The 19,658-nt window shown below is 62.7% G+C and carries 21 protein-coding genes; 11 read left to right on the forward strand and 10 right to left on the reverse strand.

What is annotated here, in order from left to right; translation table 11 throughout:
* Nucleotides 1-120: 120 nt before the first annotated feature.
* The 3 genes from RBA40_RS12555 to RBA40_RS12565 all read right to left on the reverse strand — a co-directional run bounded on the left by RBA40_RS12555 (nucleotide 121) and on the right by RBA40_RS12565 (nucleotide 1,949).
* The gene (locus RBA40_RS12555; RefSeq protein ID WP_306648200.1) at nucleotides 121-1,146 is read right to left on the reverse strand and encodes a TonB C-terminal domain-containing protein; all 1,026 of its coding nucleotides are present in this window, start codon (nucleotides 1,144-1,146) and stop codon (nucleotides 121-123) included.
* Between the two features lie 153 nt (nucleotides 1,147-1,299).
* Nucleotides 1,300-1,452, reverse strand: a complete 153-nt coding sequence (locus RBA40_RS12560; protein WP_306648201.1) for a hypothetical protein — start codon at nucleotides 1,450-1,452, stop codon at nucleotides 1,300-1,302.
* A gap of 35 nt (nucleotides 1,453-1,487) precedes the next feature.
* Nucleotides 1,488-1,949: a putative toxin-antitoxin system toxin component, PIN family gene (locus tag RBA40_RS12565; RefSeq protein WP_306648202.1), complete on the reverse strand. Its 462-nt coding sequence runs from the start codon at nucleotides 1,947-1,949 to the stop codon at nucleotides 1,488-1,490.
* A 37-nt stretch (nucleotides 1,950-1,986) separates the two neighbouring features.
* Here RBA40_RS12565 and yaaA point away from each other — a divergent pair, with 37 nt between their 5' ends.
* A complete protein-coding gene (gene yaaA, locus RBA40_RS12570; protein WP_306648203.1) occupies nucleotides 1,987-2,757 on the forward strand; it encodes a peroxide stress protein YaaA in 771 nt (256 codons plus the stop codon).
* Nucleotides 2,758-2,921: 164 nt separating this feature from the next.
* On the opposite strand, the gene RBA40_RS12575 is transcribed toward yaaA, so the two are convergent.
* Complete coding sequence (locus RBA40_RS12575) at nucleotides 2,922-3,752, reverse strand: outer membrane protein assembly factor BamD (RefSeq protein ID WP_306648204.1); 831 nt, start codon at nucleotides 3,750-3,752, stop codon at nucleotides 2,922-2,924.
* Between the two features lie 65 nt (nucleotides 3,753-3,817).
* Between RBA40_RS12575 and RBA40_RS12580 the strand changes: the two genes are divergently transcribed.
* The gene (locus RBA40_RS12580) at nucleotides 3,818-4,867 is read left to right on the forward strand and encodes an RluA family pseudouridine synthase (RefSeq protein ID WP_306648205.1); all 1,050 of its coding nucleotides are present in this window, start codon (nucleotides 3,818-3,820) and stop codon (nucleotides 4,865-4,867) included.
* Nucleotides 4,867-5,655 (forward strand): peptidoglycan editing factor PgeF, encoded by a 789-nt coding sequence (gene pgeF / locus RBA40_RS12585; protein WP_306648206.1) that lies wholly within the window; start codon nucleotides 4,867-4,869, stop codon nucleotides 5,653-5,655. Before RBA40_RS12580 ends, pgeF begins: the two co-directional genes overlap by 1 nt.
* Before the next feature lie 11 nt (nucleotides 5,656-5,666).
* On the opposite strand, the gene RBA40_RS12590 is transcribed toward pgeF, so the two are convergent.
* Nucleotides 5,667-6,056, reverse strand: coding sequence for a hypothetical protein (locus tag RBA40_RS12590; protein ID WP_306648207.1), 390 nt, complete (start codon nucleotides 6,054-6,056; stop codon nucleotides 5,667-5,669).
* Here RBA40_RS12590 and phaC point away from each other — a divergent pair.
* The 4 genes from phaC (at nucleotide 6,055) to RBA40_RS12610 (ending at nucleotide 11,340) form a co-directional block, all read left to right on the forward strand.
* Nucleotides 6,055-7,809 (forward strand): class I poly(R)-hydroxyalkanoic acid synthase, encoded by a 1,755-nt coding sequence (gene phaC / locus RBA40_RS12595; protein ID WP_374710487.1) that lies wholly within the window; start codon nucleotides 6,055-6,057, stop codon nucleotides 7,807-7,809. The two genes, RBA40_RS12590 and phaC, sit on opposite strands and share 2 nt — an antisense overlap.
* A 209-nt stretch (nucleotides 7,810-8,018) precedes the next feature.
* The gene (gene phaR, locus RBA40_RS12600; protein ID WP_099879662.1) at nucleotides 8,019-8,573 is read left to right on the forward strand and encodes a polyhydroxyalkanoate synthesis repressor PhaR; all 555 of its coding nucleotides are present in this window, start codon (nucleotides 8,019-8,021) and stop codon (nucleotides 8,571-8,573) included.
* A 166-nt stretch (nucleotides 8,574-8,739) separates the two neighbouring features.
* Nucleotides 8,740-10,119 (forward strand): 30S ribosomal protein S12 methylthiotransferase RimO, encoded by a 1,380-nt coding sequence (gene rimO / locus RBA40_RS12605; protein WP_306648208.1) that lies wholly within the window; start codon nucleotides 8,740-8,742, stop codon nucleotides 10,117-10,119.
* Nucleotides 10,120-10,179: 60 nt separating this feature from the next.
* Complete coding sequence (locus RBA40_RS12610) at nucleotides 10,180-11,340, forward strand: cystathionine beta-lyase (protein ID WP_306648209.1); 1,161 nt, start codon at nucleotides 10,180-10,182, stop codon at nucleotides 11,338-11,340.
* Nucleotides 11,341-11,428: 88 nt separating this feature from the next.
* Here the strand turns inward: RBA40_RS12610 and RBA40_RS12615 are convergent, their stop codons facing one another.
* Nucleotides 11,429-11,806: a DUF4870 family protein gene (locus RBA40_RS12615; protein ID WP_306648210.1), complete on the reverse strand. Its 378-nt coding sequence runs from the start codon at nucleotides 11,804-11,806 to the stop codon at nucleotides 11,429-11,431.
* A gap of 75 nt (nucleotides 11,807-11,881) precedes the next feature.
* Nucleotides 11,882-12,325, reverse strand: a complete 444-nt coding sequence (gene trxC, locus RBA40_RS12620) for a thioredoxin TrxC (RefSeq protein WP_306648211.1) — start codon at nucleotides 12,323-12,325, stop codon at nucleotides 11,882-11,884.
* 98 nt (nucleotides 12,326-12,423) lie between these two features.
* Between trxC and RBA40_RS12625 the strand changes: the two genes are divergently transcribed.
* Complete coding sequence (locus tag RBA40_RS12625; RefSeq protein WP_306648212.1) at nucleotides 12,424-13,227, forward strand: DUF72 domain-containing protein; 804 nt, start codon at nucleotides 12,424-12,426, stop codon at nucleotides 13,225-13,227.
* On the opposite strand, the gene RBA40_RS12630 is transcribed toward RBA40_RS12625, so the two are convergent.
* Both RBA40_RS12630 and RBA40_RS12635 read right to left on the reverse strand, forming a co-directional pair.
* Nucleotides 13,193-15,388 carry a hybrid sensor histidine kinase/response regulator gene (locus tag RBA40_RS12630; RefSeq protein WP_306648213.1) on the reverse strand — a complete coding sequence of 732 codons (2,196 nt, stop codon included), beginning with the start codon at nucleotides 15,386-15,388 and terminating at the stop codon, nucleotides 13,193-13,195. The genes RBA40_RS12625 and RBA40_RS12630 overlap by 35 nt on opposite strands.
* 130 nt (nucleotides 15,389-15,518) lie before the next feature.
* Nucleotides 15,519-15,773, reverse strand: a complete 255-nt coding sequence (locus RBA40_RS12635) for a hypothetical protein (protein WP_306648214.1) — start codon at nucleotides 15,771-15,773, stop codon at nucleotides 15,519-15,521.
* 130 nt (nucleotides 15,774-15,903) lie between these two features.
* Here RBA40_RS12635 and RBA40_RS12640 point away from each other — a divergent pair, with 130 nt between their 5' ends.
* On the forward strand, nucleotides 15,904-16,302 hold the full coding sequence (locus tag RBA40_RS12640) for a GFA family protein (protein WP_306648215.1): 399 nt from the start codon (nucleotides 15,904-15,906) through the stop codon (nucleotides 16,300-16,302).
* Between the two features lie 21 nt (nucleotides 16,303-16,323).
* Here RBA40_RS12640 and RBA40_RS12645 read toward each other — a convergent pair whose 3' ends face one another.
* Nucleotides 16,324-16,704, reverse strand: coding sequence for a hypothetical protein (locus RBA40_RS12645; protein ID WP_306648216.1), 381 nt, complete (start codon nucleotides 16,702-16,704; stop codon nucleotides 16,324-16,326).
* A 159-nt stretch (nucleotides 16,705-16,863) separates the two neighbouring features.
* Between RBA40_RS12645 and RBA40_RS12650 the strand changes: the two genes are divergently transcribed.
* Nucleotides 16,864-19,032 (forward strand): serine/threonine-protein kinase, encoded by a 2,169-nt coding sequence (locus tag RBA40_RS12650; protein ID WP_306648217.1) that lies wholly within the window; start codon nucleotides 16,864-16,866, stop codon nucleotides 19,030-19,032.
* Nucleotides 19,029-19,652 carry a hypothetical protein gene (locus tag RBA40_RS12655; protein WP_306648218.1) on the forward strand — a complete coding sequence of 208 codons (624 nt, stop codon included), beginning with the start codon at nucleotides 19,029-19,031 and terminating at the stop codon, nucleotides 19,650-19,652. Before RBA40_RS12650 ends, RBA40_RS12655 begins: the two co-directional genes overlap by 4 nt.
* Nucleotides 19,653-19,658 lie beyond the last annotated feature (6 nt).

Consider the following 19,658-nt stretch of genomic DNA (forward strand, 5'->3'; position numbering starts at 1 on the left):
CGGCTCCTTTCGCCTCCCGCCTTCGCCAGACTGCCGTTGACGCAAAGTTCCGCTGTTGGCCGGTTCCTGCCGATTCTATTCGACGGTTCTTGCCCCCTCCGCCGATGAGCAAGCTGCGAACTATTTTGCATGAGATGCTTCCTTCATGAAAAAATCGATGATAAGGACTCGCTCAACATTTCCATCGATTTGTTTCGGTAATGGCGAGGAGCGGTAAACCGCTTTTGTTACTGCAACATCAAAGTCGGGAACGCCGCTACTCTCGATATTTTTCACGGAAACTATTTCTCCAGTTGGGAGTTGTTCGATTCTTAACCTTGCTCTTGGATTGCCAGGAAAACTGTCGTGGTTCCCAGAATAAAGGATCTCACGCCTGATTTTGGCGACTAGACTGGCAACGTAGCTACTGCTATCAGGGATTAATTGTGTTTGAAGCGGCCCCCTTGGCTGAATGCATTTACCCAGTATCGGCTCAACGATCTTGCTAATCTCTCGTTGAGTGGAAATTGCAAGCGGAATGGAAGTCCCGCTCATCTGCTTGCCTACTGGTGAAGAAATGAATTTCTCAATCAATCTCTTCTCGCCGATCGTTACCGTCGTAGGTGGTGTGGTTGGGGGGAATCCAGCATATTCTTCAGTTCCCCGAAAAGTATACGAAACATATTTCTGACCAGCAGCAGTCTCGAAAAAACTTAGAGCATCCTTCAGGTCACCTGATGCAAGATTTTCTGCATATATTGTCGCAATAGGGGGCAAAAAAATATCCGGATCAACTGCCGAAACACACTCCAATAATTCTTGTGTAGCTTCGCCATTAACAACGCTGCGTCTTATGGAAAGGCGCAGACCCAGCGCAGCCATTTTATGTAGTTGCGCCTGTTCAACGAGTTTTCTTGCAATCGCGAGTTCCTCTGGCTGCTGCGCAAATACCGACGACGTGCCTAAGAGCGCTGCACAAAGAATTGCAAACTTCGCTAATAGGACAATAGGAGATTTCGTACTTTTTGTCATTTCTTTATTGGGTAGGATGTTGGTAGGTTCTTGACACAGAATGATTCGGTTCAGGTTCACCAATACTTCGAGTGCGACACGAAGCTGGTGAGCGCCGTCAGCTCCGCTACGCGCTAATCCGTGATCAGCCGTCAAAGGGTATATCGAGGTTATCCACCACCGCCAGCGGCGCCCAAAACGCCGCTTCGAACGTCAGCCATCATACCGTGACCAATCGCGTTGGTTTGCGCTTGAAGGAAGCCAAACGCAGCGCCAGTACCGCCGCGATATGCCAAGGCAAACGATTGATCAAATGGAAGCTCGAATTTGCCAGTGGAAGTCGGCGATGCCCGACAGCAGGATCACCAGCAGCGGTTCTGATGGAATGAACTTAGCACGACTACTTGTTTTCTCCGGTCCGTCACACACACGGGCAACCATGCCCGTGAAATTGGCAGGCATTGCGGGCTTGCTCGCCAGGATCTGGCGGGGAGCCGTCAGCCTTGAACGGCAGTTTCCGCCGCCGCCAGCTTGACCCAGGCTTCGGGCAGCAAGATGCGGAATATGCCGGCCTGGGCCGTCTTGCGCGCCAGTTTGAGCAGCGCCTTGTCCTTGGTGATGAGGATGTCGGCGCCGGCGTCGCGCGCCAGTTCCAGGAACTTCTGGTCGTCGCGGTCGGTGCAGACCGGCAGGCGCACCGGTTTGGCGTCGGGGGCGACGACGGTGATCAATGCATCGAAGCGCGCCGCCGCGAGCGGGCGGGAGGCTTCGTCGAGAGGCAGGTGCTTGTAGTGCAGCACCACCAGATATTCCTCGCGGCAATCGGCGCGCGTGATGGCTTCGACCGCGCCGCTCTCGACGGCGGCCAGCAGACTGGCCCAGCGCGGATCGTGGAAGACGAACAGGTCGAGGCAGACATTGGTGTCGAGCACGATGCGTTTGGCTGGAGCGGGTATCATATTGGTCTGTTTATTCGTAGTAAGTTGATTGAATCTTATGCTGATTGTCTTGTCACCCGCTAAATCGCTGGACCTTGAAACGCCCCCAACCACCAAACTCCACACCACGCCCGATTTTCTCGACCGTTCCGGCGCGCTGATCGACGTGCTGCGCCACTATTCGCCGCCCGAGCTGGCCAGCCTGATGCATCTGTCCGACACCCTGGCCGACCTCAACGTAGGCCGTTATGCCAGCTGGAGCAAGGACACCAGCGACGCGCGGCAGGCGATCATGGCCTTCAACGGCGACGTGTATGCCGGATTCGACGCGCGCACGCTCAAGCCGGGCCAGCTCGATTACGCGCAGCACAGCGTGCGTATTTTATCCGGGCTGTACGGCGTGCTGCGCCCGCTCGACCTGATTCATCCCCACCGGCTGGAGATGGGCACCAAACTGGCCACGCCGCAGGGCAAGGACCTGTATGCGTTCTGGGGCGAGACGGTCACCGGCGCGCTGAACGAGGCAATTGCCGCCAAGGGGGCCAAGGTGCTGGTCAACCTGGCGTCGCAAGAGTATTTCAAGTCGGTCAAGCCCAAGCTGCTGTCGGTGCCGGTCGTCACGCCCGTGTTCGAGGACTGGAAGGGCGGCAAGTACAAGATCATTTCCTTCTTCGCCAAGCGGGCGCGCGGACTGATGGCGCGCTACGCGGCAATCAAGGGCATTGTCGACGCCGAGAAGCTCAAGAGTTTCAAGGTCGACGGTTATGCGTTCGACAAGCACGATTCGGACGACCGCACGTGGATTTTTCGGCGCCGGGTCGAGGTCTGACCCGAATGCCGTTAAGTTAAGCCGTTTTCCGCCCACAATCTTTAAAACCGTCTTTCCCGCGCAGGCGGCGACGGCTTCAACGCGATCGATACTTGCATGGCACCGGCTGCGCCAACAAAAAACCGGGTTTCCCCGGTTTTTTTGCATCTGCCTCAGCGCGGTGATTAGCGTGCCGGACGGTTCGACTTCGCCCAGAACTTCCACCACGATTTCTCGCCGGCGTTCGGGTCGAGGTACCTGCTGTTCGGGTAGTTGCGCACGAAAATGCGCTTGGTGTCGTCGCGCAGCTCGGGCATGCCCAGCTTGTCGTAGTTGCGCATCATCAAGAACAGCGCCTCTTCGCGCGCTGGCGCATCCTGGTAGTCCGACACCGCCGCCATCGCACGGTTCAGTGACGCCAGGTAAGCGCCGCGGTCGTGGTAGTAGTTGGCCACGTGGACTTCGTACTGCGCCATCGCATTCACCAGATACTTCATGCGGGCAATCGAATCGGCCGCGTAGATGCTGTCTGGGAACTTGTCGACCAGCGCCTTGAAGGCGGCAAACGCTTCGCGCGTCGCCTTCGGGTCGCGCTCGGTCGGATCCTGCTCGTAGACGAAGCTCAGGAAGCCGATCTGGTCGTTGAAGTTGATCAGCCCGCGCAGGTAGTACATGTAGTCGACGTTGGGATGGTTCGGGTGCAGCTTGATGAAGCGCTCCACTGCGGCCAGCGCCTGTGCCTGGTCCTGGCTCTTGTAGTGAGCGTAGGCAATTTCCATCTGTGCCTGCGCCGCATAATTGCCGAACGGGTAGTTGGTTTCGAGGCGCTCGAACAGCTTGATTGCCGCCTCGTAGTGGCCACCCGCCATTTCTTCGCGTGCCTCAGCGTATAATTTCGTCACCGGCCAGTTTTTGGTCTCGTCGGTTTTTTCCGGCAACAAGCTGCAAGCGGACAAACCGAGCAGAAGAGTAGTAGCAACAGATTTGGCAACAACACGCGATAATTTTTTTTGCATAACTTTTTGCAAGAGAGTATTAACTGAGATTCAACGAAAGGCTGATTATAGCCGATGGGACTGCTGTGATATTAACTCCAACGCCGAATTCGGCGGATTTGCCCTTAGACCCCGATCTGGAGATCGACATCGATGACGAGGCAGGCGACGAATACGTCCTGCCCGCCACCGGCATCGACCTCTCTCCGATCCACCTCGAACTGACGCCGGACGCCTGCGGCCACCGTCTGGACAAGGTCATTGCCGGCCTGGTTCCGCAATTTTCGCGCAGCCGCCTGCAACTGTGGTTCGAAGCGGGCCATGTGCTGGTCGACGGCAAGCCCGCGCGCGGCAAAGACACCGCCTATGGCGACGAAGCGGTCGTCATCCTGCCACAAAGTGCGCCGGAAGACGAGGCCTACACGCCTGAAGCGATGGAACTGAACATCGTTTTCGAGGACGAGCATATCATCGTCATCAACAAACCGGCCGGCCTGGTCGTGCATCCGGGCGCCGGCAACTGGGCCGGGACCCTGCTCAACGGCCTGCTGCATCACTGCCCGCAACTGGCCGGCGTGCCGCGCGCGGGTATCGTGCACCGGCTCGACAAGGATACCAGCGGCTTGATGGTCATCGGCAAAACCCTGGCGGCGCAAACCGACCTGGTGCGCCAGTTGCAGGCGCGCAGCGTCAAGCGCGAGTATTTTGCGCTCGTCTGGGGCACGCCGCAGCTGAGCAGCACCATCGACGCGTCGATGGGCCGCCACCCGAAAGACCGGGTCAAGATGGCCGTATCGACCAATTTCTCGGCCAAGCCGGCCATTACCCACTACCAGCGCATCGCCACCGGTATGTTGGACCGTCGTCCCGTCAGTCTGGTTCAATGCCAGCTCGAGACCGGCCGCACCCACCAGATCCGCGTGCACATGCTCTCGATCGGCTTCGCGCTGGTGGGCGACGCCGTGTACGGCAAGCAGCACCTCACGCCGGTGTTCCCGCGCCAGGCGCTGCAGGCGCGCCGTCTGGGTCTGGTGCATCCGGCCACCGGCGAGGACATGGAATGGATCGTGCCCCTGGCCGATGATTTCGCCGAGCTGATCGAACGCGCCGGCATTCCCGAGCCCGAGCAGGTGTGATGTCCGGCTTGCACATCATCGCGCCCGACTGGCCGGATATGCCGGCCGGTATTGGAGCCATCGCCACCACGCGCGTTGGCGGCGTCAGTCCGGCGCCGTATGACGACGGGGCCGGCGGCGGTGGGCTGAACCTGGGCAACCACGTCGGCGACGATCCGGTGCTGGTCGGCCTGAACCGCGCACGCCTGCGGCAGGCGCTGCCGGGCGAGCCGGCCTGGATTTCGCAGGTGCATGGCGTGGCCGTAGTCGACGCCGCCACCGTGCAGCCAGGCCAACCGGTGCAGGTGGGCGACGCCAGCATTGCCAGCGTGCCCGGCGTGGTGTGCGCGATCATGACGGCCGATTGCCTGCCGGTGCTGTTCGCTTCAAGGGATGGCAAGGTGGTGGGCGCCGCGCACGCGGGCTGGCGCGGGCTGGCCGCCGGGGTGCTGCGCGACACCGTGGCGGCCATGCGCGCGGCCGGCGCCGGCGAAATTACCGCCTGGCTGGGGCCGGCAATCGGTCCGACCCAGTTCGAGGTTGGGAGCGATGTGTTCGATAGCTTTATGGCCGGGACGCGCGGCGCTGATGAAGCGAGCCAGACCGCGCAGTGTTTCGCACCGTTTCCTGGGCGTCCGGGCAAGTATCTGGCCGATATCTACTGGCTGGCGCGCATCGTGCTGGCGCGCGATAACGTGACCGATGTTTCCGGCGGAACGTATTGCACTGCCAGCGAGCGCGGCCGCTTCTATTCGTACCGGCGCGACCAGGTCACGGGCCGCCAGGCCAGCCTGATCTGGATTAAATGAGCCCGGCGGCGTCAGTCGCCGCCGGACCCACCGTCGCCGCCGCCGCTATCGCCGCTGCTGCTGTCGTTGTCGCCGCTGTCGCTATCGCTGCGGTCGCGCGACGAGCGGTGATGCTCGCGCTCGCCGGTGACGTCCTGGCCATCCGGCTCGCGTCCCGCGCGTCGGCGGCGCGCCATTTCTTCTTTCTGTGCGATCTTCATGCGCCGCATCTTCGAACCGGCGATGTACCAGACTATTGACAAAGGCAACACACAATAGCCCAAAAACGTCATAATCCCTGCGACAATACCGTGCTCGGTAACCTCGGTCACCGCCATCAGTCCGACCACATAGATCCATGCAATAGCGACAAGCCACATACAACTTTCCTTGGAAAAGATTGAAACAATGAACGCAAACATGAATATGCCCGACCCGCAAGCGATGGCCTCCGCATGGATGTCCCAAATGACCGATCCCTCCGCCTGGCAGGCGATGTTCGGGGCGGCGCCGCAGGGCGCCAGTCCGGTGGCCGGCCTGCTCAAGGACGCCGGCGCGACCATCCCGCCACAGGCACTGGAATCGTTGCGCAACGATTACCTGCAAAAAGCCGCCGGATTGTGGCAGGAATTTCTTGCAGGGAAAACTCCCTCGCTCACCGACCGCCGCTTTGCCGCGCCGGAATGGTTGTCCAATCCGATGTCCGCATTTAGTGCAGCATCATACCTGTTAAACGCCGAGTTTCTGACCGCCATGGCCGACGCCGTCGAGACCGGTCCGCGCGAACGGCAAAAGATCCGTTTTGCCGTGCAGCAGATGGTCGACGCCATGTCGCCGGCCAATTTCCTGGCGACGAACCCGGAAGCGCAGCAACAACTCATCGAAACCAAGGGCGAAAGCCTCACCCGCGGTATGGCCAATATGCTGACCGATATGCAGAAAGGGCGCATTTCGCTGTCGGACGAATCGGCTTTCGAGGTGGGCCGCAACGTCGCCACCACGCCGGGCCAGGTGGTGTTTGAAAACGAGCTGTTCCAGCTGATCCAGTACACGCCGTCCACGCCGACTGTGCACCAGGTGCCCTTGCTCATGATGCCGCCTTGCATCAACAAGTTTTACATCCTCGATCTGCAGCCGGAAAACTCGGTGGTGCGCTACACGGTGGAGCAGGGCCATACGGTGTTCCTGGTGTCGTGGCGCAATCCCGATGCCTCGATGGGCGCGACCACCTGGGATGATTACGTCGAGAATGGCGCGATCAAGGCGATCGAAGTCACGCGCGCCATTTCCGGGGCCGACAAGGTCAACGCCTTCGGTTTCTGCGTCGGCGGCACCATCATGAGCACGGCGCTGGCGGTGCTGGCAGCGCGCGGCGAGCAGCCGGCGGCCAGCCTGACCTTGCTGACCACCTTGCTCGACTTCGAGGACACGGGCGTGCTGGAAGTGTTCATCGACGAAACCCAGGTGGCGATGCGCGAGAAGGCCCTGGCCAAGGGCGGGCTGATGCCGGGACGCGACCTGGCTACGACCTTCTCGTCGCTGCGCCCGAACGACCTGGTGTGGAATTACGTGCAGTCGAATTATCTGAAGGGCAAGGAACCGCCGCCGTTCGACTTGCTGTATTGGAATTCGGACAGCACCAACCTGCCGGGGCCGATGTTTTGCTGGTACCTGCGCAATACTTACCTGGAAAACAGCCTCAAGGAACCGGGCAAGCTGACCGTGGCCGGGGTGCCGGTCGACCTGGGCGCGATCGAGGCGCCGGTGTTCGTGTACGGTTCCAAGGAAGATCACATTGTTCCCTGGAGCGCGGCATATGGCTCGATGCACATCCTCAATCCGAAGAATGCGCAGGCCAACCGCTTTGTGATGGGCGCGTCCGGGCATATTGCCGGCGTGATCAACCCGGCCTCGAAGAACAAGCGCAGCTACTGGACCAACGACGCCGGTGCCGCGCCCAAGGGCAAAGGCAAGGCCAAGGCCAAGGCGGCGGCGTCGGCGCAGGAATGGTTCGACGGCGCGACCGAGCACAAGGGCAGCTGGTGGCCGGAATGGGCCGCTTTCCTGGCTGAACACGGCGGCAAGGAAGTCAATGCGCCGGCCAAGGCGGGCAGCAAGGTCTACCAGCCGATCGAGCCGGCGCCGGGGCGTTACGTCAAGGTCCGGGCGGACTGAGGCAGGCAATGGGGCAGGGCAACGGGGGTTGCCCTGCATTTATCGTTTGGGTGCGGCGCACTATTTGCTGCACGCGCTTCGGTAAAGTGGTATTTTTGCGAATATCCACTCTATAATGCAAAAAGCAGGCCTGTCAGGAGCGGACCCCGGTCCGCTTTTTTTTCGTGATCAGTCAACATGCGCTGCGGCGCAATAAGTGGAACCTTGAGATGAGTAGTGCAAAAAAGAGTACGGAACGCCTGATCAAGAAGTACCCGAATCGTCGTCTGTACGATACCCAGACCAGTTCGTATATCACGCTGACCGACGTCAAGCAGCTGGTGCTCGACGCGGATGAATTCACCGTGATCGATGCCAAGACGAACGAAGACCTGACCCGCAGCATCTTGCTTCAGATCATCCTGGAAGAGGAAGCGAACGGTGCTCCGATGTTTTCGAGCGGTGTGCTGTCGCAGATCATCCGCTATTACGGCCATGCCATGCAGGGGATGATGGGGTCTTACCTGGAGAAAAACGTCCAGGCATTCACGGATATCCAGAACAAGTTCACCACCGGCTCGACCGGGGCGTTCGAGGGCAAACCGTTCAGTCCGGAAATGTGGACCCAGTTCATGAATGTGCAGGGGCCGATGATGCAGGGGATGATGAATAACTACATCGACCAGAGCAAAAACCTGTTCGTGCAGATGCAGGAACAGATGCAGAACCAGAGCAAAAGCATTTTTGGGGCGGCGTTTCCGTTTCCGCCGGTGGAGAAGAAGTAAGCCGGAATTGTGTTATCGCTTACCCCCAAGCCGTCGTCTCTGGCAATGCCAGAGACGACGGAGTGGGGGCGGTGCAAACAGTAGCGCAGGGGCAACGCCTAAACCACCATCACCCTGCCGCAAACAGGTATAATCGCAGATTACCCTGCCTTATCGTGCCTCCAACATGTCCGAACTTCGTCGTATTCCCCTTCCTGGTGCCGCTCCAAAAGTCGGCTTTGTCTCGCTCGGTTGCCCTAAAGCACTGGTCGACTCCGAACAGATCCTGACCCAGCTGCGCGCCGAAGGTTACGAAACCGCCAAATCGTACGAAGGCGCGGACCTGGTCATCGTGAACACCTGCGGCTTCATCGACGCCGCCGTCCAGGAATCGCTCGACGCCATCGGCGAAGCGCTGGCCGAAAACGGCCGCGTCATCGTCACCGGCTGCCTCGGCGCCAAAAAAGATGCTGCCGGCGACGACATCATCATGAAGGTGCACCCGAAGGTGCTGGCCGTTACCGGCCCGCACGCCCTCGGCGAAGTCATGGACTCGGTCCACCTGCACCTGCCCAAGCCGCATGAGCCGTTCTTCGACCTGGTGCCGTCGCAAGGCATCAAGCTTACGCCGAAACATTACGCTTACCTCAAGATTTCCGAAGGCTGCAATCACCGTTGCAGTTTCTGCATCATCCCATCGATGCGCGGCGACCTGGTCTCGCGCCCGATCGCCGACCTGATGATGGAAGCCGAAAACCTGTTCAAGGCCGGCGTCAAGGAATTGCTCGTCATTTCCCAGGACACCAGCGCCTACGGCGTCGACGTCAAGTTCCGCTCCGGCTTCTGGAATGGCCGTCCGGTCAAGACCCACATGACGCAACTGGTCGAAGCGCTCGGCCAGCTGGCGGCCCAGTTCGGCGCCTGGGTGCGCCTGCACTACGTCTACCCGTACCCGCACGTCGACCAGATCATTCCGATGATGAGCGGCGGCTCGGTCCTGCCTTACCTCGACATTCCGATGCAGCACGCCCATCCGGACGTACTCAAGCGCATGAAGCGCCCGGCCAGCGGCGAGAAAAACCTCGACCGCATCCAGGCCTGGCGCGCCATGAATCCGGACCTGACGATCCGCTCGACCTTCATCGCCGGCTTCCCGGGCGAAACCGAGGCCGAATTCGAGTACCTGCTGGACTTCCTCAAGGAAGCCCAGATCGACCGTCTCGGCTGCTTTGCGTATTCGCCGGTGGAAGGCGCCACCGCCAACCTGCTCGATAATCCCGTGCCGGAAGAAGTGCGCGAAGAACGCCGTGGCCGCGTCATGCTGCTGCAGGAAGAAATCTCGGCCAAGCGCCTGCAGGCCAAGGTCGGCAAGACCATGCGCGTGCTGGTCGATGAAGTCGGCGGCAAGGAAGCCATCGGCCGCTCGTGGGCCGACGCCCCGGAAATCGATGGCGTGGTCCACATCAAGCGTTCGCTGGTGCCGGGCAAGAAGCTCACCGTCGGCGAATTTGCCGACGTTACCATCACCGCCGCCGACGCCCACGATCTCTGGGCCTCGGTGGTCTAGTTCACCACGGCTGGCACGGCCGCCCGGTGGCCGCGCCGCCACCGGAAAGCCTGCCAGCCGATGAAAACTTCCCCGCAAACCCAACTGATTCATAACGCCTACGAGCCGCCCGCCGGCTTCGCGGCTTTTCCCACCCCGATCCATCACGCCTCGACGGTCCTGTTCAAGGATGTCGCGGCGATGCGCTCGGGCGACTGGAAAGAAAAGAACGCCTACACCTACGGCTTGCACGGCACGCCGACCACGTTCACCCTGGAAGCACGCCTGGCCGCGATCGAAGATGGTCAGTTCTGCCTGCTGGCGCCGAGCGGGCTGGCGGCGATCGCCATGGTCGATTTTGCGCTGCTCAAAAGCGGCGACGACGTGCTGCTGCCCGATAATGTGTACAACCCGAACCGCGAACTGGGCCGCTGGCTCAACCAGGATTTCGGCATCACCGCGCGTTATTACGATCCAATGATCGGGGCCGGCATCGCCGAATTGATGCAGCCCAATACGAAGCTGGTCTGGACCGAGGCACCGGGGTCGGTCTCGATGGAAGTGCCCGATCTGCCGGCGATTTGCAAGGCGGCGCACGCCGCGGGCGCGCTGGTGGCGCTCGACAACACCTGGTCCGCCGGGCTGGCGCTGCGCGGCTTCGAGCATGGCGTCGACATCATCATGCAGGCGCTGACCAAGTACCAGTCGGGTGGCTCGGACGTGCTGATGGGCGCTGTGATCACGCGCGAGCGCGCGCTCAACGACCGCATTGCGATGGCGCATATGCGTCTGGGCATGGGCGTGAGCGCCGACGACGCGTATCTGGTGCTGCGCGGGCTGAGCAGCATGAAGCTGCGCTTCGAGGCGCACGATGCGGCGGCGCGGAAAGTGGCGGCCTGGCTCAAGGGGCGCCCGGAGATCGCTCGGGTGCTGCATCCGGCGTTTGCCGACTGTCCGGGGCACGAGCACTGGAAGCGCGATTTTACCGGCGCGGGCGGCTTGTTTTCGGTGGTGTTCGATGCGCGTTACAGCGAGGAGCAGACCGATCGCTTCGTCGATGGTCTGGCATTGTTCGGCATTGGCTACAGCTGGGGCGGGGCGAACAGCCTGGTCATGCCGTACCGGATGCAGGCGATGCGCAAGCAGTGGAAGGATGCGGGGGTGCTGGTGCGCTTCAATATCGGGCTGGAAGATGCCGACGATCTGATTGCGGATCTGGAGCAGGGGCTGGGGAGGCTTTGAGTCGCTACCTTCGTCGTTTCTGGCATTGCCAGAAACGACGGCGGTGGCGGCTCGACGGACGGGATAGTGGCGGAAACAACGGTACTGGTTAACCCGGCATCGCCCGATTCTTCTCCAGATCGAAATACCCTTTCAACAAGCGATACGCCTTCCAGATCCACGCCAGAGCACCCACCACATACCCGATGACGATGCCGAGGCCGAGCACCCACCACAAGGTGAAGACGAAAAACGCGGCAACGACGGCCCACACGAAAAACCACCAGAACGAGCGGATCATCCAGCTGTGATGGCTGTACAAATACGATCCCTCCGTCTCCGGCCGCTTGATATAGTTCGCAATCAAGGGCACGACCGATAGCAGGCCCAGCGAGAAAACCAGCGTCAGCGCGTGCACGATGTACAGAATCCGCGCGACGTTTTTTTGTTCTTCCAAATTGGAATCGAGTACCAGGTCTTGCGTCATAATTCATGCTCCTTTAGCAATATGACCTGATTGTAGCAGTCCCGCCGCGGCCCATCCGCTTGTTTCGCATGCATATCATGCGTGGCGCATGAGCGCATCCACCCAGGAAACAATTCCGTTCACGTCCATGGCGCCCGGCTGGCGCGCCACTTCGCGGCCATTGCGGAACAGCGCCAGCGTCGGAATGCTGCGGATGTTGTAGCGTGCCGCGAGATCCTGCAGGTGCTCGGTATCGACCTTGAGCAGCCGGATGCGCGGCTCGAGGCGCTTGGCCGCCTGCTGGTAGGCCGGCGCCATCATCTTGCACGGTCCGCACCATTCGGCCCAGAAATCGACCAGCACCGGAATATCGTTGCGCCCGACATGCTTGTTGAAGCGTTCCGTGTTGACGTCGATCGGCATGCCGACGAAGAGCTCACGCGCGCATTTGCCGCACACGGGTGTGTCGTTCAGGCGCTCGTGCGCGAGCCGGTTGACCGCTTCGCAATGCGGGCAGACGATGTGGACGGGGTCGGTCATGGAATCCTCCTGCGTACTGATTGGTAAAACGCCATTGTAGACCGCACGCGGTCAACCGTGTTCGGCTCGCGCGCCGCTCGCTGCTACACTTTCTCACCATGACAAATCGTACACATCAAGACGCCGGCGCGCTGCGCATCGGTTGCGCCGGCTGGACCATTTCGCGCGAGGCCGCGGGCGCGTTCGAGACCGCCGGCAGCCATTTGGAACGCTATGCGCGCGTGCTCGGCACGGTTGAAATCAACTCCTCGTTCTATCGTCCGCACCAGGCCAAGACCTACGAGCGCTGGGCCGGTAGCGTGCCGCCGGATTTCCGCTTCGCGGTCAAGCTGCCGCGCACCATCACGCACGATGCGCGCCTTGTGGGCATCGATGCGCCGCTGAGCCAGTTCGCGGCCGAAGCCGGCGCCCTCGGCGACAAGCTCGGTTGCCTGCTGGTGCAGCTGCCGCCCAAGCTCGCTTTCGACGCCGCTGTCGCCAGCGACTTTTTCGCGCGCCTGAAAGACACCTTCGGCTGCATGATCGCCTGTGAAGCGCGCCATCGGACCTGGTTCGGGGAAGATGCCAGCGAGCTGTTGCGGCGCGAAACGGTCACGCGCGTGATCGCCGACCCGGCCAAGGGCCAGGATGGCCCGCATGTGCCAACCACGGAAAGCATCTACGTGCGCCTGCATGGCGCGCCGCGCATCTACTACTCGCCGTATTCCGCGGACTATCTGGCCCAGCTGGCGCGCGACATGGCGACCCACGCGGCGCACGGGCGCGATGTCTGGTGCATCTTCGATAACACGGCGTCCGGCGCGGCACTGCCCAATGCGCTCGAGCTGCGCGAAGCGCTCGGCCTTGCGCGGCCCGGCCAGGCTTCGCCTAGGACAGCGCCAGATCCAGGTCTTCCAGCCTGATCGGCTTGGTGAAGTGGCGGGCGAACCCGGCCTCCAGCGCCAAGGTGCGGTCTTTTTCGCTGCCGTAGCCGGTCAGGGCAATGAGTTCGATGCCGGCGGTACGCTCGTCGGCCTTGAGCGCGCGCGCCACCGCATAGCCGTCCATGTCCGGCAGGCCGATGTCGATAAAGGCCAGCTCCGGCTGCACGGCCAGCGCCGTGGCGATCGCCTCCGGCCCGCTGGCGGCGCTGACCACTTCGCACGAGCGCAGCTGCAGCAGCATCGACATCATCTCGCGCGCATCCGCATTGTCTTCCACCAGCAGCACGCGGCGCAGGCGCGCCGATTGGGCCGCTGGTGCGTCCGGCGCCACGGCCGCGTGCCCGGCAAGGCGCGGCAGGGTGACGGTGGCGGTGCTGCCCTTGCCGCTGCCTTCGCTGTCGATGCGCACGAAGCCGCCATGCAGCTCGACCAGCCGGCGCACCAGCGACAGGCCGATCCCCAGCCCGCCATGGGCACGCTGCAGGCTCTGCTTGCCCTGGACGAAAATGTCGAACACGTGCGGCAGCAGGTCGGCCGGGATGCCGAGGCCCGAATCGCGCACGCTCAGTTCGGCCGCGTCGCCCACGTGGCGCACCGACAGCACGATCTCGCCACCGCCCGGACTGTATTTGATGGCGTTGTCGAGCAGGTTGTCGATCACTTGCAGCAGGCGGGTCGGATCGGCGTTGACGGTGGCCGGCACGGTATCGAGGCGCACAGTGAAGGCGGCCGTGCGCCCGCTCGCCTTGAGCGTGTCGACGCAGCGCTGCAGCACCTCGGCCAGGTTGACCGGCGTCTTGTCCAGTTCCAGCTTGCCCATCAGGGCGCGGTTCACTTCGAGCAGGTCGTCGACCAGCTTGCGCAGGTGGTCGGTCTGGCGCCGCAGCACGTCGCGCGCGCGCTGGGCCATGGCGTCGTCGATATTGCGTCCGTTGTCGAGGATCGAGACGGCGCTGGCGACCGCGCTGAGCGGGTTGCGCAGCTCGTGGCCGAGCATCGCCAGGAACTCGTCCTTGGCGGCATTCTGTTCTTCGGCGCGGGCGCGCGCGGTCTTTTCCGACACCAGCAGCGCATTGCGTTCGTTTTCGGCGTCCGAGCGCGAGCGCATTTCGGCCTGCAGGCGCTTGCTCGCTTCACGGATCGCTTCGTTCAGGCTTTCCAGTTCGTGGATGCCGGAGCGCGCCAGCGCGTTCACTTCGCCGCCCCGGCCGAGCAGGGCCGCGGCTTGCGAGGCGCGCGCCACGAAGCGCACCAGGTGGCGTCCGGCCACCATGGCCAGGGCCAGCGCCGCGATCAGGGCGATCACCAGGCCGGCGCTCATCACCGGAACCCCGCGCCACACGGCCGCGTCGATCTCGGCCAGCGGCGCACCGATGATGACCGACCAGCCCGAACGCTCGGAGCGGGTGAAGGCGTCGACCACTTCGTTGCCGTCGCCCGACAGATGCGTGAACACGCCGCTGCGCGTCTTGTTGATGGCGGCCAGGGTGGCGGGACGGACCGTGAGGCCGACGAATTTGTCGGCATTCTCGCTGCGCGCGATGATGATGCCGGCCCGGTCGAGGATCGCCACGCGCCAGCCCGGCGGCAGGGTGCGCCCGGCGAACGAATGCGCGAAGAAGGCCGGCGAAAACGCTTGTCCGATCACGTAACGCTGGCCGGTCGGGGTCCGGATCGGCTGTTCGACCATGACGAAATGGTTCTTCAGCACTTCGCCCCACTTGATGCCGGTGACCTGCCCCTGGCCCGAGGCGAGCATCGCCGTCACCTGGTCCGGATCGGGGCGCCTTGGCAGGTCGACGCCGTAGGCGCGGCGCGTATTGAGCAGTTGCTGGCCGTTGGTGTCGTACAGGATGATCCAGCCGCCCGGCGCGGCGCTCGCCTCGCGCGCTTCCTCGTAGAAGCGGGCCAGGTCGCCGCGCGCCAGCGCGTGCGAGCTGCCCAGCACCTTGAGCACCGACTGGGCCCGGTAGATATCGGCGTCGATGGCGCGCGCGGTCAGCGTCGCGCTTTGCTCGATGCGGCCGATGGCCGAGCTGTGCTGGGTGTCTTGCAGAATGTGCAGCGCGATGGCGCCAAACACGGCAGCCGGAACGACAATCGAGAGGGCCAGGACGATGTAGTGGGAACGCAGGCGCATCAACGGGGGGCGCCGCTGCGGCGCAAGAGGAACTTTGCAGGCATGAATGGACGAATGAATGGACGATCGGACGTGACGGGAACACTGGCCGCGATTTTACCGCACCGGCCGGTGCGTCAGGAAAATCGCTTCAGCGTCCGCGCCGCTCGTGCTCCACGGCCAGCGGCAGCATCGCGCGCCACAGTGCCAGTGCGGCCATGCTGGCGCCGCCGCACAGCCAGCCGCGCAGGTCGAGCGTGGGCTGGGTGGACAGGAACCACATCATCGCCACCATGCCGCCGATGGTCACCATCATGCCGGCCAGCGCCGCCCAGGCGCGCCAGTTGGCCGCGCGCGCGTTGGCGGCGGTGCTCAGGGTCAGGGCGATTTGCTGGTTGATGTTCATGCGCTACAGCATACCTGCTGGCATGGCGAATGTCCACGCCCGGCGGGCGGGCTTGCTGGTACACTCACGTCCAATGCTGGACTGAAACTAACCACCCAACCAGACGACACCGCGCGGCGGTGAACCGACGATGAAAACGTATCTTGGAAGTTGCCATTGCGGCGCCGTGCGCTTCGAGGCCGATATCGACCTGAGCCTGGAAACGTTGCGCTGCAACTGTTCGTTTTGCAAAAAGATCCGCTGGTGGGCGGCGATCGTGAAACCGGAATCGTTCCGCCTGCTGTGTGGCGCTTCGGAGCTGAGCGATTATCAGTTCAAGCGCCGCACCGAGCATCACCTGTTCTGCCGCCACTGCGGGGTGCCGCCGTTCGGCATCGGCCAGTCGCCCCGCCTGGGCAAATTTTACGGCGTTAATATCGCCTGCCTGGACGGCGTCACCGACGACGAACTGTCCTGGGTGCCGGTGCGCTACGTGGACGGACGCAACGAAGAGTGGGACAAGCCGCCCGCCGAAACGGGCTATCTGTAAGCTGTAACGCTCGCCGACGCCTCAGCGGTGGCGCCAGCCGCGCCCGATGTGCGCGCGTGCGTGGCCGCCGTGGCCCCAGTAACGCCCGAAGCCGAAGCCGAGACTGAGCGAGATGGGTGGATAGTAATAGGCCGGTTCCTCGATGTACACCGGCGCCGGCACATACACAGGCTGCGGCACATACACCCGTTCGACCACGGTTACCGGGCGCGAGGAATACTCGACGCGCGAACCGGTGGGCGAGGCGGCGGCCACGCGCTCGCCGGTGCCGGGCGCAACCGGCGTGACGGACACCACGCGCCACTGGGTCGGGTCGGACGGCTGCGCGTAGCGGGTTGACGAAGGATAGGTGGCGCAGCCGCCGAGCGCGGCCAGGACACCGATCAATAACAGGTTTTTCATGGCGGGAAACTCCTCATTCCGATGCGATCACTATAGGCAAACGGCCGCTGGCGGCGCTGCTACTTACAGCTTGTTACAACGATGACATCATACGAAACTTTTTTGTCGTTGACACCTTCCTACATGTACACTATGGAAATGTTTACATAACCAGACGACGTGGAGCGCGATTTGCAGGTGGATGAGCAAGAACTGGGTCATTATCGGCTGAAGCGTCTGTTGGGTGAGGGTGGCTTCGGGCAGGTATACGAGGCCTGGGATTCCAAGCTCCAGCGTACCATCGCCATCAAGCGACTCAAACCGCAAATGCTGTCGTCGCGGCCGGAAAACCTGCTCGACGAGGCGCGCCTGGCCGCGTCCCTGCGCCATCCAAGCTTTGTGCGCATCTTCTCGATCGAGGGCGATGCGGCCCACCAGTCGATCATAATGGAATTTGTCGATGGCTGCACCTTGCGCGAAGCGGGCAAGAGCGGTCCGATGCCCCAAGACAAAGTTCTCGACATCGTGGCCCAGGTGGCCGACGCCATGCGCGAAGCCCACGCGGCCCAACTGATCCACGGCGATATCAAGCCGGCCAACCTGATGCTCGAAGCGTCCGGCAAGGTGCGCATCATGGACTTCGGCCTGGCGCGCAAGATCGACCCGCAAGCGACCGAATCGATCGCCTTCGACCAGACCGAGGGCACCATCGCCTACCTGGCGCCGGAACTGATGATGGGCTCCACGCTGAGCCCGCAAAGCGATGTGTATGCGCTGGGCGTGGTGATGTACGAATTGCTGACCGGTACCCGGCCGTTTTCGCACCTGAGCGGGCTGGCGCTGGCCGCCGCCCACATTCAATCTTCGTCCGACTTGTGGCCGTTTCCGGCGCAAACCGCGCCGGGCGTGATCACACTGGTGCGCGCCATGACGGCGCGCAAGGTCGAGGACCGGCTGGCCTCGATGCAGGCCGTGCAGGATGCGGTGCTGCGCCAGCTGAACCCCGCGTCCGTCCCCGCCGGGGCTGGCAAGGGCGGGCGCGAACACGCGGCGACGCTGTTCGGCAAGAAGAGAGTGCAGATTGCCATGGTCCTGGCCGCGCTGGCGATCGGGGTGGGCGGCGTGCTGCGCACCGGTGTGCTGAACGACTGGTACCAGCGCAACGATCCCTTCTTTTCCGAAGCGACGGCGATGCAGACCGGACTGACGGCGCTGCGCACCTTCGAACGGCCCGAGAGCCTGGACCTGGCGGTGCGCAGCTTCAGCGCCATTCTCGAGCGCGATCCGAATCACGCCGCCGCCGCTGCGGGATTGTCGTTTGCCTACAGCTTCAAGCAAACCAGCGATCATCGCGACGATGCCTGGCTCAAGCGCGCCGATGCCAGCGCCCAGCTCGCCATCAAGCTCAACAGTCAGCTGGCGCTCGGCTACGCAGCCCAGGCGACCGTGCGCGCCGGCCAGCGCAGGCTGCCGGAGGCGCTGTCGCTGGCCGACCATGCCTTGCGGCTCGACCCGCTCAACTGGTTCGGCCTGATTACCAAGAGCAACTCCCTGACGCGCGCGCGCCGCTATCCCGAGGCCGAACGCACCTTGCGCGATGCGATCAAGATCTATCCGGCCGACCACGTGCTGCAGGATTTGCTGGGCACCCTGTATTTCGAGCAGGGGCAGCTCAAGCCCGCCGAAGAGGCATTCCGGCGCAGCATCAAGCTGCAACCGGATACAGTCAGCTCCTACGGCAACCTCAGCCTTGCTTTGCAGCGCCAGAATCGCATGGATGAAAGCCTGCAAGTGTTGCAGCAAGGCTTGCAGGTACGTCCGACGGGCATGCTCTACACCAACCTGGGCAATGCCCTGTTCAACCGCGGCGATTACGTCGGCGCCGCCGAGGCGTTCGAGCGCGCCGTCACGCCCCCGTACGCGACCAATTCCGACTACCTGCGCTGGGCTAACCTGGGCGACACCCTGCGCTGGATTCCGGGGCGCGAGGAAGATTCGCGCAAGGCTTACCGGCAAGCGATCGGAATACTCAAGCCGATGCTGACCGACGCTCCAGGCGACGCCACCTTCCAGTCGCGCATGGGGCTATACGGAGCGCGCCTGGGAGAGCGCGCCGCTGCGCTCGAGCATACCCGGCGCGCCGTGGAAATGCGGCCGGAAGACCCCAACCTGCGCTTTCGCGCGCTCATGGCCTACGAGCTGCTGGGCGAGCGCGACCGCGCCCTGGCGGAGCTGGCGGCGGCGCGCCAGCGAGGTTATCCCATCCATCTCATCAACGCCGAGCCCGATCTGATCGCGCTGCGGCGCGACCCGCGGTACTTTGATTCCACCACAGAAAGTGATAAATGAAGAAACCGACATCGATGCTTCTTGAAGCAAATTTCGACATCAACCAGATCGGCGAAACGCTGGAATGGAAGTTCAGCCGCAAGGATGGGGATGGCAACCCGCTCACGGGCCGTTACGCCGGCGCCATCTATTTCACGATGGGCGAGCAGGTGCACATCAAGGTGCGTGCGGGTGGGTATGAGCAGTTCGAGTCGTTCAAGGTGCTCGATTGTTCCCTCATTACCCGCCCGCAAATCGTATGCATTGCCCCCGGCCAGCTGGCCACCTATGCCAGCCCGTCGCCGTTCGACGGCGTGGCCGGCGCCTGCGTGGCGATCGCCCCCGGCGAATTCGGCCCGCCCCGTGCCAGGGAGAGCGAGGATGACGGACGCAAGTACCACACGATGTCGCGCAAATGGGACAACTTCCTCACCGTCGGCGAAGAAACCGGCCGCTGGGAAGTCTCGTTCGTGCTGACCGTCGAGATCACGCGCCGCTCCGGCAAGCAGGATACGCGCGTGTTCGTGTTCGATCCTGAAGGCGTGGTCGGCGCCGGCGTCACCCCGCCGGACATGGATGACACCGACGACGGCATCGCTTGCATGCCGGAAGGCGAGATCATCGGCGGCTTGCCGGCCTGATCCGGA

The sequence above is a fragment of the Massilia pseudoviolaceinigra genome (assembly GCF_030846505.1).
Lineage (GTDB): Bacteria > Pseudomonadota > Gammaproteobacteria > Burkholderiales > Burkholderiaceae_D > Telluria_A > Telluria_A violaceinigra.

What these genes read in the sequence shown, in the direction of transcription:
- RBA40_RS12575 (WP_306648204.1), bottom strand. Translation starts at nt 3,752, where the DNA reads ATGCAAAAAAAATTATCGCGTGTTGTTGCCAAATCTGTTGCTACTACT.
- rimO (WP_306648208.1), top strand. Translation starts at nt 8,740, where the DNA reads ATGTCCGAACTTCGTCGTATTCCCCTTCCTGGTGCCGCTCCAAAAGTC.
- RBA40_RS12635 (WP_306648214.1), bottom strand. Translation starts at nt 15,773, where the DNA reads ATGAACATCAACCAGCAAATCGCCCTGACCCTGAGCACCGCCGCCAAC.
- pgeF (WP_306648206.1), top strand. Translation starts at nt 4,867, where the DNA reads ATGTCCGGCTTGCACATCATCGCGCCCGACTGGCCGGATATGCCGGCC.
- RBA40_RS12560 (WP_306648201.1), bottom strand. Translation starts at nt 1,452, where the DNA reads ATGCCTGCCAATTTCACGGGCATGGTTGCCCGTGTGTGTGACGGACCG.
- RBA40_RS12630 (WP_306648213.1), bottom strand. Translation starts at nt 15,388, where the DNA reads ATGCGCCTGCGTTCCCACTACATCGTCCTGGCCCTCTCGATTGTCGTT.
- RBA40_RS12610 (WP_306648209.1), top strand. Translation starts at nt 10,180, where the DNA reads ATGAAAACTTCCCCGCAAACCCAACTGATTCATAACGCCTACGAGCCG.
- phaR (WP_099879662.1), top strand. Translation starts at nt 8,019, where the DNA reads ATGAGTAGTGCAAAAAAGAGTACGGAACGCCTGATCAAGAAGTACCCG.
- yaaA (WP_306648203.1), top strand. Translation starts at nt 1,987, where the DNA reads ATGCTGATTGTCTTGTCACCCGCTAAATCGCTGGACCTTGAAACGCCC.
- RBA40_RS12565 (WP_306648202.1), bottom strand. Translation starts at nt 1,949, where the DNA reads ATGATACCCGCTCCAGCCAAACGCATCGTGCTCGACACCAATGTCTGC.
- phaC (WP_374710487.1), top strand. Translation starts at nt 6,055, where the DNA reads ATGAATATGCCCGACCCGCAAGCGATGGCCTCCGCATGGATGTCCCAA.
- RBA40_RS12615 (WP_306648210.1), bottom strand. Translation starts at nt 11,806, where the DNA reads ATGACGCAAGACCTGGTACTCGATTCCAATTTGGAAGAACAAAAAAAC.
- RBA40_RS12590 (WP_306648207.1), bottom strand. Translation starts at nt 6,056, where the DNA reads ATGTTTGCGTTCATTGTTTCAATCTTTTCCAAGGAAAGTTGTATGTGG.
- RBA40_RS12640 (WP_306648215.1), top strand. Translation starts at nt 15,904, where the DNA reads ATGAAAACGTATCTTGGAAGTTGCCATTGCGGCGCCGTGCGCTTCGAG.
- trxC (WP_306648211.1), bottom strand. Translation starts at nt 12,325, where the DNA reads ATGACCGACCCCGTCCACATCGTCTGCCCGCATTGCGAAGCGGTCAAC.
- RBA40_RS12655 (WP_306648218.1), top strand. Translation starts at nt 19,029, where the DNA reads ATGAAGAAACCGACATCGATGCTTCTTGAAGCAAATTTCGACATCAAC.
- RBA40_RS12645 (WP_306648216.1), bottom strand. Translation starts at nt 16,704, where the DNA reads ATGAAAAACCTGTTATTGATCGGTGTCCTGGCCGCGCTCGGCGGCTGC.
- RBA40_RS12625 (WP_306648212.1), top strand. Translation starts at nt 12,424, where the DNA reads ATGACAAATCGTACACATCAAGACGCCGGCGCGCTGCGCATCGGTTGC.